Source organism: Streptomyces sp. NBC_00237 (assembly GCF_026342435.1).
In the GTDB taxonomy this organism is placed as follows: domain Bacteria; phylum Actinomycetota; class Actinomycetes; order Streptomycetales; family Streptomycetaceae; genus Streptomyces.
On the sequence record NZ_JAPEMT010000002.1, the window covers coordinates 1,974,433 to 1,988,251 of the forward strand.

The following is a 13,819-nucleotide window of genomic DNA, read 5'->3' on the forward strand; positions in this document are numbered from 1 at the left end:
AGTCACTGAGTAACCTTCCCAAACAGCGCCTGAATCTCAGCTTCCAGAGCCTTCAGCTCCGCGTCGATTTCCGCCAACGGCCGCGGGGGCTCATACACATAGAAATGCCGCGTGAACGGAATCTCGTAACCCACCTTCGTCTTGCTGTGGTCGATCCACGCATCCGACACATGCGGGTGGACCTCCCGTTTCAGGTAGTCCTCGACCTCCTCCCCCAACGGCACGTTCTCGTAGTCCCGCAGCTCCGGGTCAGGCTCGGGCTCGCCCTTGATGCGCTGGACCTCGCCCTTCGGGTCACGTACGCCCACTACGTCCCGTACCGCCTTCGCGAAAGGTCCGCCCGACGGCCACAGCAGGCCGGCCGCTACCACCGCGTCCTTGAGCGCCACGAGCGCCTCGGACTTCGTCTCCCACGTCGAGCCGAGTAGCGTGCGTACGGCCGCCATGAAGTCCTCGCTCTGCTCCAGCTTCTGCACCGGCTTTGCAACAGCCAGCGCCGATGCCGTCGCCTCCGTCACCTCGAAGCGGAGCTTCAGCGGGCGTTCCACCGTGATGCGCTGGTAGCCGAAGTCCTCATTCTGGAAGACCTTGATCTTCGCGTGCATCGGGTGGTTCTCGTCGCGGGCGGCTTCCATCGCCTCGCCGTACAGGCGTGTCACATCCGCGATGTGGTTGGGCTTGCCGTTCTTGCCGTCGCCCATTTCCTTGCGCTTGTCGCCGAGCGACTTTCGCATCTTCACCCACTGGTCCCGCGCGTCCAGCAGGACCACCTTGCCCTTGTGGTCCGGTGCCTTCCGGTTCGTGAGGATCCAGAAGTACGTGGAGATTCCCGTGTTGTAGAAGAGCTGGTCGGGGAGGGCGACGATTGCTTCCAGCCAGTCGTTCTCCAGAATCCATCGGCGGATTTCGGACTCGCCGGACCCCGCCGCGCCCGTGAAGAGGGGCGAACCGTTGAAGACGATCGCGATGCGCGAGCCGCCTCCGCCGTTCACGTCCACCGGCTTCATCATCGAAATCATGTGCTGGAGGAACAGGAGCGAACCGTCGTTGATACGCGGCAGGCCCGCACCGAAGCGGCCCGCGTCACCGAGGCTCTTGTGCTCGTATTCGACCTCTTCCTTGACCTTCTTCCACTCCACCCCAAACGGCGGGTTAGCCAGGAGGTAGTCAAACTTCTTGCGAGTGAAGGCTGGATCGGAGAAGGAGTTACCGAAGGCAATATTGTCCGGGTCCTGCCCCTTGATCATGAGGTCGGAGCGGCAGACAGCCCACGACTCGGGGTTGAGTTCCTGCCCGAACACCTCTACCACAGCGTCCGAGTTGAACTCCGTGATGTAGTCATCTGTCGCCGATAGCATTCCTCCCGTGCCACATGCCGGGTCCATGACCGTGCGGACCGTGCCGGGGACTGTCAGAGCATCGCCGTCAGGAGCGATCAGGAGGTTCACCATGAGCTTGATGACCTCGCGCGGGGTGAAGTGTTCGCCAGCCGTTTCGTTCGACTGCTCCGACCAACGGCGAATCAGTTCCTCGAAGATGTAACCCATGTTGTGGTTGGGAACGTTGCTCGGATGCAGGTCCAGTGCGGTGAATACCTCGATCACCTTGTAGAGCTGTCCGGCACCATCGATTCGCTTTACATGCCGACCGAATTCGTAGGTCTCCAGAACCTCTCTGGCGTTCTCCGAGAACCCACTCATGTAGGCCAGAAGGTTCTGTGCGGCGTGCTGCGGGTCTGCTGCAATCTTCTTCAAAGTCAGACGGGTCTTGTTGTAGAAGTCATGACCCGAAGCCTTGCGAAGAAATGGCTCTGCATTGAAGTCGTCGTTGTCCTTGTACTTCTCAGCGAGGGCCGCTGTCTCCTCCCGGGTGGGTTCGAGTACGCACTCCAGTCGTCGCAGCAGAGTGAACGGGAGAATGACCCGGCCATACTCCGACTGCTTGTAGTCACCGCGCAGGAGTTCGGCGACGGACCACGCGGTGTTCACCAGCTCTGTGTGCTTGCTGTTATTCAAGGTCTTCCCCGGTTTCTTTCCAGGCCGTACCGCCCTCATCGGGCGTATGCGGTCCAGTGTGGTGGGCGGTAGTGGTGCGAGTGGTGTGTTCAGGAGGAGTGGGCAGCCGAGGCCGGTGCGACGGGTGGTGGCAGCAGGGCCCCAGCTGTCAGGCCGGTGGTCAAGGTGGACGCCAAACCCGTTGCCAACTCGCCTGCTTCGCGCGCCGCTTGGCGTAGTTCGTGTACGCGGCGGAAGGCGTCCCCGTACCGCCTCTGCTGTTCCAGCGGCATCAGGGGGACCCGCAGGCGCCCCGGGTTGACGTGGACGAGTGAGCTCGTGCCTGTGGAGGCGGCGGCGATGTTGTCCTCCGCTCCCAGGAAGCCCGCCAGGAACCACGCGTCCAGGCGAGCCGGGTCCGGGCGGAGGAGGTGGAGCATCGGGCCGAGCAAGGCCCCGGCGTCGCGGTCGTCGGCGACCCGGGACATCGCGCTGTGCCCGGCTTCCGGCACCCCCCCGGTCTGGCCTCCCTGCGGAGCCGTACCGCACAGCACCACGTCGCCCGCCGTGACGACGGTCTGCGGCGCCGAACCCGGTCGGACGCCCTCGGCCGTACCCGAAGGCGGGTTCCCGGCGGCGACGTCCAGGAGGCGCAGTACCAGGCGGTCGTCCACCGCACCGTCCGTCTCCTCTGTCGGCGCCTTGCCGCTCGCGGTGTCCCGAGGCGCAGTCAGTGCCCCGCGCAGCAGGGCGAGCGCGCCGCCCCGGGCCAGGTCCGAGACCGTCGCCGTACGCCACGCGTCTGGCGAAGAAGAAGCATCGGACGGCTGCCAGTCCCCCGACGAGCCGGTGACGGCGGCCAGCTCCCCCATCCGGGCGGTGAGCTGTGAGCGCAGGTCCGCCACCCGCCCCGCCAGCACCTCGGGGGCGATGTCCGACGCCGTGGACCGGACGTGGCGTGCGGGAGAGAGGTCGACGGTCTCGCCGATCAGGTCGACCATGGGAACGGCCCGGGACACTCCCGGCTCATCGCCGAACGCATCGGGATCGGACGAGAACGCCGTCCACTGGTCAAGAACGCGTTTCGTCAAGCCCGGCCAGTTGAGTGGGGGTTGAGGACCACGGCTGGCCCCGCGCGTGCTGCGCACCGATGTACCAGTCGTGGCCGCGTCGCGCGCACCCCCCTGCCCGCCGCTCTCCGCGTTGACGAACAGCACCGACTTCCGCTCCGCACCCCCCGGTTCCGGGCGTTGCAGCACCCAAATGTGCAGGCCGATGTGGAGTGGGTGCGCCGCCCCCTGCGGCAACGAGACCACCGCGCGCAGGGCTCCGCTACGTACGAGATCGGCGCGAATGCGGCGGCCCGAGGTGCGGAAGGCCGCTCCGGGCGGGAGCAGCATGATCACGAGGCCGCCCGGGCGGGTGTGGGAGAGGGCGTGCTGCACCCAGGCCAGTTCGGATTCCATGCGCGGCGGGACTCCGTAGGCCCATCGCGGGTCGTACGCGAGCTCGTCGTGGCCCCAGTCGCGGTCACCGAAGGGTGGGTTGCAAAGGACCGCGTCCACAGTGAGACCGGGGAACGCGTCATCGCGCAGGCTGTCGCCGAGGCGGATCTGCACCGCGGATTCGGATTCGGCACCCACAGCACCCGGCGAAGACGGCGAGGACAGCGGGCTCGGCAAGTCGGCTTCCAGCAGCAGTCGTACGGCCGAACGCTGGCCCTGCACCGCCAGCGTGTCCTGCCCGTACAGACTGCTCGCACCACACCCAGCGGCAGCAGCAAGCAGCGCACCGCTTCCGCAAGCCGGGTCGAGGACAGTGGTGACGCCCTCGGGGAGGAGCCGCGCCATCAGCGTGGCCAGGCCCTCAGGGGTGAGGTAGGCGCCGGTGGCCCCGCTCTCCTCCAGCTCTCGTTCGGCGAGGACGCCGAGGGTCGCCTGAGGTCCGGCCTCCTGTACGCAGTGCAGCAGAGCGCGGACTGCCGGGGCTTCCCCTGCGCCGTAGCGAATCTGCTCGACGAGGGGCACCGCGTCCGGGAGGCGACCAGCCGCGACGTCGGCCCGGGAGACCAGCTGCTCGTCGGAAGTGTCGACGGGCGAGGCGAGCTGCGCCATCTCTTCCGGGGTGAGGCGGGAGGCAGCCAGCACCAAGGGGATCAGGCGTGCGGCGACTCCGGCACCGACGCCGTAGAGGCGCAGCGCGGTCCGCAACGCTTCCTCGGGCGAAGCCTCGGAGGTGTGCCCGCGCTCGTTCAGCCAGTTCTGCACGGCCTGGAGGTCGTACAGCGGGCTGCTGTCCGTACCGCCCGCGGGGACGGGGAAGTCGTCGTGGCGGCGGCGCCAATTGCTGACGGTGGCGCGGGTGACTCCTGCGATGCGGGAGATCTCCGCCGCCGTGACCTGGGCGGGTGGCTGATGGGGCATGGCCTGGGGTCCTCTGCCTCTGCGAAGTGAACTGTTAACACAGTACAGCGCTCGTCAAACTCGTCAAGCCGTTTGACAGTGCTTTCATCGCCATGCTTACGTGTGCTTGCTTGCAACTGGAAGCGCTGAACGCCCGTACCCATCCGAGCCGCCCCACCGGGAGCACCCATGCGCCTCACCATGCCCACCACCGTCATCGAGGGCACCCAGATCACCGTCATGCCGTTCCGCGAAGACGCCGTCATCGGGACGGTCTCGCTGGCCGCACTCCTCCAGATCGTTCCTTCGCCGCGTCGCGAGGAGGACCAGAAGTCACTGAAGACCGCCTCCGGCCAGCTCCGCCAGCATGCGGAGATCCGTGCCCAGGTCCAGCGCACCCTGAAGACGACGGGCAAGGGCAAGAACGCCACCTCGTACGCCGAGTACATCGCCGCGGGGCTCAACGGTGTGTGGGGCGACGCCTGGTCGCTGCCGCCGATCACCTTCTGGCACGCGGACGCGATCGCTGCGATCAGCGACGAGCTGCTGCCCGGCACCGGGCTGCGTACCCTCACCATCGCGCCCGGGGCGACCGTCGTCGCCGTCGACGGCGAGACGCAGCTGACGGCCTGGCACGACCTGTTCGACGCACCGGAGAAGTTCGGGGTGACCTACCAGCAGCTGACGGCCGTCCGGATTCCGTTCGAGATGTACGTCGGGCTCAGCCCGGCCGATGCGCGGCAGATCTTCCACGACCGCAACGTCCTGGGCATCGACGTGTCCAAGAACCTCTCCATGTCCATGGACCAGCGCGACCTGGCCACGCGTCTGACCCACCGGGTCGCCGAATCCGTCAAGATCGAGCTCGACGGCAAGATCGTGCCCTTCAGCAAGCTCGTCAACGCGACCAAGCGGCAGGTCAGCGCGTCGGACATTGAGGTCGTCACGCTCTCGGCGCTGCGTGCCCTGGTCGTCGCCACTCTCTTCGGCCGCTCCGGGCTGAACCTGTCGTCCGAGACCATCCACGAGGATGACCTGCCCGCCGGTACGAGTGCCGAGCTCGTCGAGCGCACCATCGTCCCGCTGCTGGCCGGGCTGATCACCGAGCACCTGGCCGCGTTCACCTCGCGCGGTGCCATCACCGCCCCCGCCGTGATCGCCGGTATCGGTGTCGCCGCACATCATGCGATGCCCTGGGCGGATGCCTTCCAGAACGTGGGTGCCGACGACCTGCGCCGTCTGCTCGCCGAGATCCGCTGGGAGCGCGAGGCCGCGTACTGGGACGGCATCGCTGCCAAGACCGGCACCACGGGCCGCCTCAACTTCAGCGGCGGCGTCAAGGACTCCGGTGGACGGGTCGCCGACGCCATCCTCTACCCGGCGACGGAGGCGGGGCGCCGTATCCGGGGGCTTCAGGGATAGGCGGTGCAGCCGCAGGCAGCACGTCCGCGGCCGGCGGCGCCAGCCCTTCGCCATGTGCCCTGCTCAGCGCCGCCCCTTCCGCCGGAACTGGACATCCATGATCCAGGCCCGATCTCCCCGTCTGGCCGGACACGTCCGGTTGAAGCACCTCCAGTACCAGAGCCCGTTCTTGCGTCTACGCAGGTCCACCTCGTCCTTATGGCACCCACCGCACTTCGGCGGGCTCGCAAAAATCTCCGCATGTTCGTGAGTGAGGATCTTGCGTGCGAAGTGGCTTCCCCTGATGGTCAGCATGACTTCGCGCGAGCGGCTCTGCGAGAGGGAGTTGAGACTGCCGAGCAGGACAGTCTGTTCGTCGATGACGACGATCTTCTGGTGCATGACGTTGACGGGGACGACGGTCGGCACCACCGACCGCAGCTGTCTGACCAGGTCGGCCTGCTTCTCCTGGCCCTTGTCGGACGGATCCCGGACGAAGATCGTCACGCGGACTCCGCGGTTCACCGCGTCCGCGAGTACCGGGAGCAATCCGATCAGTCTCTTCGCGGTCCAGGGGGACCAGATCCACAGAGACGTACGGGCTTCGGCGAGGCGGTCGGCGAACGTCTCGTAGAAGGAGATCTCGTCGTCGACGTCGGACACCTCGACGTGGCGCGAGAGCACATCGGCAAGGCGGCCACCGAACATGCCGAGCGAGGTGTCGTGCTGTGTGCCGGGTGAGATGAGTCCGGTGGCGGGTACCGAGCGGGCTCGCCTGTCCTGGCTGAGTGCGGCCAGTTTCCCCATGGCCGTCTGCTCGCCCGCGGCGAGGATGCGGCTACGGCTGCCGATCACGTACAGCCTGGTCTGTACGCGGGTGACGGCGACGTTGAAGAGGCGTACGCCGTTGCGAGCCCACGGGGTCGCGTCGGGGGCTCGGGAAGCCTGCGACATCCACAGGCCGTCGCCGTAGTCGTCCTCCACCAAGTCGAAGATCACCACGGGGAACTCCCGCCCCTGGAAGCGGTGCACCGTCCCCACCTCGGCCAGTCGGCTGCCGGCCGCTTCGCTGTCCCGGAGGGCTTCCAGGGTGGCTTCCGCCTGCACCGGGTACGGCGTGACGACACCGGCCTCCTCACCGTCCTCCGCGTGCAGATCGACCAGCGCCCGCGCGAGCAGTGCACCGGCGGGCCACCAGCCCTTGCGGCGGCCGGTGCGGCGGACCTGAGCGAGGCTCTGCAACCCGTCCGTATCGATGATGACGATCTCTGGGTCGTTCACGTCGTGTGCGCGCCGCGCGACTCCGGGACCGGGCTTCAGCACGCCGTCGTACGCGAGGGAGTTCGCGAGGCCCATGACGGCATGGCCGAATCGGTGCTGGACGTCCAGCACGATGCAGCCTTCGTGGTTCACGGCAGCCGCGGGCGACTCGACGCCGAAGTGTTCGTAGACCTCGCGCAGGATCCATCGGGCAACGTCAGGCCGCTTCCTGCCGTCCAGGTCCGGAAGGATGGGGCCGAGCTGCATGAAGTCGCCCAGCAACACGGCGGTCGTCTTCGCCCTGCCCACGGCCAGCAGGACCTCGGGCAGGGTCGCGGCTCCGGCCTCGTCGACCAGTACGACGTCGTACTCGCCCTCGAACACCGACTTGGTGGTGCGGAAGCGGGCGAGGGTGGTCGCCACGGCCTTCGCTCTGCGGATGATCTCGCCCTGGGCGTCGCGGGCAAGTTTGTCGTACTCCTCCTGAAGCTCGCGGTGGCGGCGTTCGAGCGCGGGACGGTCCTTCTCGTCGGCGGTGACCTTGGGTTTCAAAGAGGCTGCAGCGGCGTGCCGTTCGGGGTGTCCGAGGCGATCGGTCTCCGCGACACGGGATGCAGCCTCCTTCGAGAGGCCGAGTTCGCGGGCGAGCGAAGCAAGAAGGGCGTCGGCGGCCCGATGAGCACGCTTCGCCCGGTCCAGGTCGCGCTGCACTTCGCGGGAGGTCGTCTGCCGGTACTCGATTTCCTCTTTGGTGAAGGGCACCAGCCTGCGGAACTCCTCAAGCGGGCCGATCAGGGCTTCCTCGTTGCGGGTGAGGATGGATCGAGCGGCCTCTGCCTTCTCCTCGGCCTTCTCGGCCTGGTTGCGGACCGTTTCCAGGTTGGCGGCGGCCCGTCCCCTTTCTTGCTTGGCGCGACGCTTCGCAAGACCTCTCAGCTTCTCCAGGCCCTCCAGGAGTTCCTGCGCGTCCCCCAGAGCGCTGTCGGCAAGCAGAGCCTTCGCCTCCAGTTCAGTGACCACGGAACGCAGCTGGGCAAGCTCCCCCATCTTCTCGTCGTGCTGCTTCCAGGCGTCCTGGGCCTGCTCCGTGGCGCGTACGGCTTCGACCGCCACTTCGCACGCCACGCCCAGGTCCGCAGCTGCTTTCTCCGCCGTCTGCGCCTCCCGGCGCGCCTGGGTCCGGGCACGCACCAGGGCATCGGGGGCACGGGTGGGATCGTCGAGCCGGATGCGGTCGGACGTATACGCCACAGGGTCGAAGCCTGTGAGACTGCGTTCCAGATCGTCCAGCAGCCGGGCCCGCTCGCGGGCCTCCAACAGTTGACCGGCGACGCTGCGACGCCGTTCGTCGGCGTTGGCCAACTGTTGACGAACCCTCAGCGTGAGGCAGACATTCGGGTCCTCCGCGACCTCCCGCAGGTGGGGCGGTCCCACGCGGACGACCTCTCCGTCCTGGTGCCGACGCTCCTTGATCACGCCCAACAGGGCGTTGTCCACAGCAATGTTGGTAGCCGAAACCAGCAGGACGCGCTTGCCCGACGCAATGAGATCACCGATGGCCCGTTTGAGGACTGTGGTCTTGCCTGTCCCGGGCGGTCCCCACACCAACCACAGACCCTCACCCATGCACGCGCGGTAGGCGAGACTCTGCGCCGGCAGCAGCACGCTCGGCGGCGGTCCGACCTCGGCGAGGCGCCCGGTACCCGCCTCGCCCCGGGCCATCAGATGGGCAAGAGGGGCGTCGGTCAGTGCCGCCAGACCTTCGCGCAGGGCCTTCACCAGGAATCCCATGGGCTGCGGCTTCATCCACAGATGCGGATCGGCCGGATCCGCGAACTCCGGGACGCGCACCCGCAGTGCCGTGCCGTCCTTGAACACATCAAGCACCGAATGCCCGGCGTCGACGCCGCTCTCGTCGGGCCCGGCCAGCCTCAGGCTGTCACCCTGGAGCTGGTCCGTCCCGATGTCAGAGCCACGTATGTCGACCACGAACTCCCCGGGTTTCGCAGCCCGTACCGCTCGCCCGAGAGGGCGCCACCTGGGTTCGCGGGCCGGGACGCCCTCGTGCGCTACCCATGCGTCCAGCGCCGAAACCACTTCTTCCTGCCAGCCCACGTTCCCCCGTTACGACAGCGCTGCCCGGATCTTGTTCCTGTTATTAGCAACGAAACGGATCGATGACCAGCAGTTATCCCGCCATTGCGCACGAGACCCACCAGCGCTGGAGCCTCGATGTCATCGTGGTGCCGCTGGTCGGGATCCCGGCCAACACCGGCCTCTGAGCGGCGCGCGGGCTCGCGTGTGCCCGCTTCACGCTGCCGTACCACTGAACACGTCGCCGATGGTGAGGTTTCGCCGGTGACGCCGTTCTTGTAGGTCGGGGTGTTTTGGTCAGGCAGGGGTTCGCTTGCGGGCGGGCGCCTTCTTGGCCGGGGCTTTTTTGGTGGTCGTGGATTTGGAAGTGGCCTTGGCAGCCTTGGTGGTGGATTTGGCCGTAGGGGCTTTGGTGGTGAGGGCGGGCTTCGATGTGGCCTTCTTCGTGGTGGCCGCCTTCTTGCGGGGCTTGAGTTCGGTGACCTCGGCGGAGTGGTCGAGGTTCTCGCCTCGGGAGCTCTTCGCGGCGCGGACGCTGTTCTCCAGGGCGGCCATCAGGTCGATGACCTGGGCGTCGCCGCCGGACTTGTCGGGGTTGGTGGGGGAAAGCGCGCCGCCGTTCTCGGACTTGGTGGCGATGAGTTCCTCGACCGCCTCGCGGTAGTCGTCGTGGAGGGTGGCGAGGTCGACCTCGCCGAGGGTGTCCATCAGGGTGTCGGCCAGGTCGAGTTCGGCGTCGCGGACGGTGACCTTTCCTTCCGGGGCGATGCCCTCCGGCTGGCGGATCTCGTCGGGCCAGAGGAGGCCGTGCATGGCGATGACGTCGTTCACGACGCGGAGCATGCCGAGACGTTCGCGGCCGCGCAGGGCGAATTTGGCGATGGCGACCTTCCGGCTGCGGGCGAGTGCCTCGCGCAGGAGGGTGTACGGCTTCGCGGCCGGGACTCCGTTGGCGGAGAGGTAGTACGCCTGGTCCATCTGGAGCGGATCGATGGAGGCCAGGGGGACGAAGGCCACGATCTCGATGGTGCGGGCGGTGGGGAGCGGAAGGGCGGCCAGGTCGTCGTCCGTGATGGGGATGATCGAGCCGTCGGCGTCCTCGTAGCCCTTGCCGATGTCGGAGGACTGGACCTCCTGGTCGTCCAGTTCGCAGACCTTGCGGTAGCGGATGCGCCCGCCGTCGGCCGTGTGGATCTGGCGGAAGGAGATGGAGTGGTTCTCCGTCGCGTTGAAGAGCTTGATGGGGATGCTGACCAGTCCGAAGGAGATGTTGCCGTTCCAGATTGATCTCATGCCCGTGATCCCTTTCGGTGGGATTCTTATGTTATGTCGCCCATCACGGAGGTGGAGGGTCGGAGGCTGGCCCTCAGCAATCTGGAGAAGGTGCTGTTTCCGGAGACGGGGACGACGAAAGGGGAACTGCTGCATTACGTCGCGACGACGGCGGGGGCGTTGTTGGCGCATGTGCATGATCGGCCGATGTCTTTTCTGCGCTTTCCGGACGGGGTGGGGGGCGAGGTCTTCTTCACGAAGAATCCGCCGCCCGGGAAGCCCGTTTGGGTGAAGACGGTGGAGGTGTCGAGGTCGGAGGGGGCGACTGCGCGGCAGGTGGTGGTGGGGGATTTGTCGACGCTGATGTGGGCGGCGAATTTGGTGGTGGAGTTCCATGTACCGCAGTGGCGGGTGGGGTCGGAGGGCGTGGCGGATCGGATGGTTTTCGATCTCGATCCTGGGGAGCCCGCAGGGATGGCGGAGTGTTGTGAGGTGGCGTTGTGGTTGAGGGCGAGGCTGGAGAGTGACGGGTTCGGGGTGTGGGTGAAGACGTCGGGGTCGAAGGGGCTGCACGTGCTGGTTCCGGTGGAGCCGACGGCTTCGGAGCGGGTGACCGCGTACGCGAAGGAGGTCGCGAAGGAGGCGGAGGCGGTGCTTCCGGGGGTCGTGGTGGCGCGAATGGCGCGGGCGGCTCGGGTGGGGCGGGTTTTTGTGGACTTCAGTCAGAACTCGGCTTCGAAGACGACGGCGGCTGCTTATTCGGTGCGGGCGAGGAGGGGGGCGACGGTGTCCACTCCCGTGACGTGGGAGGAGGTGGAGGATCCGTCTCGTGAACTGGCGTTCGGCCTGGACGATGTCGTGGGGCGGCTGGAGCTGTACGGGGATCTACTCGGGCCTTTGCTCAACCCGAATCGGGCGAGAGGGGTGCCGGGGGTGGGGTGAGGGGCCCTTGCCCTGCACGGGCGGCGGCGGGGGGCTACCGAGGGGGCAGTGAGCAGCCCGGCGGGCGAGGTGCGGGTGGGCTGGGGGGCAGGCCGCTGCGCGGGGCGTTTCTCCCCTCCCCGCCCCTTCCCTCAAGCGCTGGCCGCGCGGCTCGTCCCGTTGCGTGCGGGTGCGTCGTGGCGGGGCGCGCCCGCGCGGCGGAGTCGCAGATCGATACAGCCTCGCGTCCCTAAACTCTGGGCCCCGCTAGGGGTGGAGCCAGGTGTGGCGGTTGCGGGCGGTGGTGTAGAGGGACTCGATGTCGGCGGGTTTGAGGATGCCGCCCAGGTGGGCGAGGGTCGTGGCCGCTGAGCCGTCGCGGAGGAGGTGGATGTCGTCCACGGGGGGTGCGGCGGCGTCGACGCGGGTGGCGCCGACGACGGCCAGGCAGGGGCGGACCGCCGCGGCCAGGGCCAGGGCCGCCCGTTCCGCGTCGTGCGCGGCTCGGCGCAGGTGGGGGGCGGTGGCGGGCGCGTCCAGGCGGAAGCGGCGGTTGCGGGACGGGACCGTGTGGACGGTCAGGATCCCGGCGGGGCCGATGAGGAGGTGGTCGAGGTGGGTTCCGCCCGGTAGCGGGACGCAGTGGAGGATGCGCCAGCCGATGCCTTCCAGGCCGTCCAGTTCGTCGCCGATCAACTGGAGCGCGGCGAGCGACTCGCGTCGCGGGTCGGGGCGGAAGCGGCGGAGGGCGGAAGCTTCCGCCTGGGTCCCGTAGAGCGTCTCGCCCGGCCGGTTGGGGGCCAGGTCGTCGTCCGGGTGGAGGGCGAGCCGTGCGAGGTCGGCGGAGGTGGGGACCGGGGGCGGGCCGACCGTGAGCGGTCCCGTGACGTACGGGGCGAGGGCGGTCAGCACCTCCTCGCGACGGCCCTCGGCGAGCAGGCTCACCCGGCCGGTGTCCCGGTCGTACCAGGCGAGGGTGCGACCGGTGGCGAGCGTGACGTAGAGGCGGGCGCCGTCGTGGCCGTAGGCCGGTGTGACTCGCAGTGGCTTCATCGTGCATCACCCCCTGCCATGGGAACAGCAGGTGGGCCTCCGGGGCAACAACTATGCGCGTGAGGAACGGAGTTGGCCGACTCTCCGCACCACCCCCGCGCCGCCCCGGGTGTCACTCCCCGCGTCGCCCTGGGTATCGCTCTGCGCGTCACCCCCCGCGCCACTCCCCCGTGCCGTCCGGCATCCGATCTCCCCCTCGCCGCCCCCCGCCACCCCCGGCCGCTTCCGCCGGGAGGGGCGGGAACCGCCGGGCCGTCCCGGGCGTTGGAAGGGGTACGAGAGCGAGGCCGGGGACGGCCTGGCAGGGCGGCGGCCGGTTCGCGGGTTCCGGGCGCGGTGAATCGGGGGCGACGATGATCATCTTTGGTACCAAGGGGTACGTGTACCAGCTGGCGATGCTGATGCTGCTGTGCGGGCACTGCGGCAACCCGGCGGCGCACGCACTGCGCAAACGGGTCACGAAGTTCACCCTGTTCTTCGTGCCGCTGTTCCCGGTGTCCTCGAAGTACGTCACGCAGTGCACCTTCTGCGGGGCCGAGCGGCGAGTGGAGAGCGACGAGGCGGAGCGGCTCCAGGCCCAGGGCGGCATGGGCGGCGGCCAGGGGCAGGGATATCAGCAGGGTGCGGGTGGGATACCGCAGCAGAATCCGTACCAGTAGCGGGAAAGGGGCTCTGAGCTGGGGTGATGCCCCTCGTCGGGTGACTGTTACGGCAATGATGAATCTCCGCAATAGCGGACATTTAGGATTCATCATATGAGTACGACGACCAAGCCCAGCAAGCAGCAGCCCCGCACGGCCGGGCTCGTGGCCGCGTCCGCTCTCGCCGTGGCCCTCGGCGGTGGCCTCGTCGGCTGCGGCGGAAGCGGTGCGTCCGCCGCCCTGGCGCCGGACGTGAACGTCAAGAACGTCGCCGCGCAGCCCGCAGGCCAGCCCCCCGCGGAGAAGGGCCCGAAGCCGCTCAAGGCGTCCAGGCCGACCGGCCTGACCATCCCCTCGGCGGGCGTGGGGACCAACACCATGCTCGATCTCGGACTGGACAAGAACCAGGAGCTGGAGGTCCCGTCGGTCGACGACGCCGAGAAGCCGGGCTGGTACACCGGCGCGGTCACCCCCGGCGAGAAGGGCCCCTCGATCCTGGTGGCCCACTACGACACCGCTAAGGGACCGGCCCTGCTGCGCAATGTCGCCAAGATGAAGATCAATGACTCCATCGAGGTCAAGCGGGCGGATGGCAGCACCGCCACGTTCAAGATCCGCGAGATTCAGCAAGTGGACAAAAAGGACTTCCCTACGAATAAGGTCTACGGGAAGACCGATCGTCCGGAACTGCGTCTCATTACCTGCGGGGGCCCTATCAAGGACGGTCACCGCTCTGACAACATCATCTTCTTCGCCGACCTCGTGAAGTAGGGGCCGACAG

9 protein-coding genes are annotated in these 13,819 nt (G+C 67.9%); 4 read left to right on the forward strand and 5 right to left on the reverse strand.

Translation table 11 applies throughout. The annotated features are described in order from the left end of the window. Positions 1–2: 2 nt before the first annotated feature. Positions 3–2,015 carry a class I SAM-dependent DNA methyltransferase gene (locus tag OG897_RS22505; protein ID WP_266658992.1) on the reverse strand — a complete coding sequence of 671 codons (2,013 nt, stop codon included), beginning with the start codon at positions 2,013–2,015 and terminating at the stop codon, positions 3–5. 89 nt (positions 2,016–2,104) lie between these two features. After that, on the reverse strand, positions 2,105–4,417 hold the full coding sequence (locus OG897_RS22510) for an N-6 DNA methylase (RefSeq protein ID WP_266658993.1): 2,313 nt from the start codon (positions 4,415–4,417) through the stop codon (positions 2,105–2,107). A 168-nt stretch (positions 4,418–4,585) separates the two neighbouring features. Here OG897_RS22510 and OG897_RS22515 point away from each other — a divergent pair, with 168 nt between their 5' ends. Continuing rightward, positions 4,586–5,818 carry a DNA sulfur modification protein DndB gene (locus OG897_RS22515; protein WP_266658994.1) on the forward strand — a complete coding sequence of 411 codons (1,233 nt, stop codon included), beginning with the start codon at positions 4,586–4,588 and terminating at the stop codon, positions 5,816–5,818. 63 nt (positions 5,819–5,881) lie between these two features. Here OG897_RS22515 and OG897_RS22520 read toward each other — a convergent pair whose 3' ends face one another. Next, positions 5,882–9,046 (reverse strand): AAA domain-containing protein, encoded by a 3,165-nt coding sequence (locus OG897_RS22520; RefSeq protein ID WP_266658995.1) that lies wholly within the window; start codon positions 9,044–9,046, stop codon positions 5,882–5,884. Between the two features lie 402 nt (positions 9,047–9,448). Beyond that, complete coding sequence (locus OG897_RS22525; protein WP_266658996.1) at positions 9,449–10,444, reverse strand: Ku protein; 996 nt, start codon at positions 10,442–10,444, stop codon at positions 9,449–9,451. A 33-nt stretch (positions 10,445–10,477) separates the two neighbouring features. Here OG897_RS22525 and ligD point away from each other — a divergent pair, with 33 nt between their 5' ends. Beyond that, the gene (gene ligD, locus OG897_RS22530; RefSeq protein ID WP_266658997.1) at positions 10,478–11,365 is read left to right on the forward strand and encodes a non-homologous end-joining DNA ligase; all 888 of its coding nucleotides are present in this window, start codon (positions 10,478–10,480) and stop codon (positions 11,363–11,365) included. Positions 11,366–11,611: 246 nt separating this feature from the next. Here the strand turns inward: ligD and OG897_RS22535 are convergent, their stop codons facing one another. Further along, positions 11,612–12,397, reverse strand: a complete 786-nt coding sequence (locus OG897_RS22535; protein ID WP_266658998.1) for a nuclease-related domain-containing protein — start codon at positions 12,395–12,397, stop codon at positions 11,612–11,614. A gap of 353 nt (positions 12,398–12,750) precedes the next feature. Between OG897_RS22535 and OG897_RS22540 the strand changes: the two genes are divergently transcribed. Next, positions 12,751–13,056 (forward strand): zinc-ribbon domain-containing protein, encoded by a 306-nt coding sequence (locus OG897_RS22540; RefSeq protein WP_266658999.1) that lies wholly within the window; start codon positions 12,751–12,753, stop codon positions 13,054–13,056. A 96-nt stretch (positions 13,057–13,152) separates the two neighbouring features. Beyond that, complete coding sequence (locus OG897_RS22545) at positions 13,153–13,809, forward strand: class F sortase (protein WP_266659000.1); 657 nt, start codon at positions 13,153–13,155, stop codon at positions 13,807–13,809. Positions 13,810–13,819: the final 10 nt, after the last annotated feature.

What these genes read in the sequence shown, in the direction of transcription:
- OG897_RS22535 (WP_266658998.1), bottom strand. Translation starts at nt 12,397, where the DNA reads ATGAAGCCACTGCGAGTCACACCGGCCTACGGCCACGACGGCGCCCGC.
- OG897_RS22510 (WP_266658993.1), bottom strand. Translation starts at nt 4,417, where the DNA reads ATGCCCCATCAGCCACCCGCCCAGGTCACGGCGGCGGAGATCTCCCGC.
- OG897_RS22525 (WP_266658996.1), bottom strand. Translation starts at nt 10,444, where the DNA reads ATGAGATCAATCTGGAACGGCAACATCTCCTTCGGACTGGTCAGCATC.
- OG897_RS22545 (WP_266659000.1), top strand. Translation starts at nt 13,153, where the DNA reads ATGAGTACGACGACCAAGCCCAGCAAGCAGCAGCCCCGCACGGCCGGG.
- OG897_RS22515 (WP_266658994.1), top strand. Translation starts at nt 4,586, where the DNA reads ATGCGCCTCACCATGCCCACCACCGTCATCGAGGGCACCCAGATCACC.
- ligD (WP_266658997.1), top strand. Translation starts at nt 10,478, where the DNA reads ATGTCGCCCATCACGGAGGTGGAGGGTCGGAGGCTGGCCCTCAGCAAT.
- OG897_RS22540 (WP_266658999.1), top strand. Translation starts at nt 12,751, where the DNA reads ATGATCATCTTTGGTACCAAGGGGTACGTGTACCAGCTGGCGATGCTG.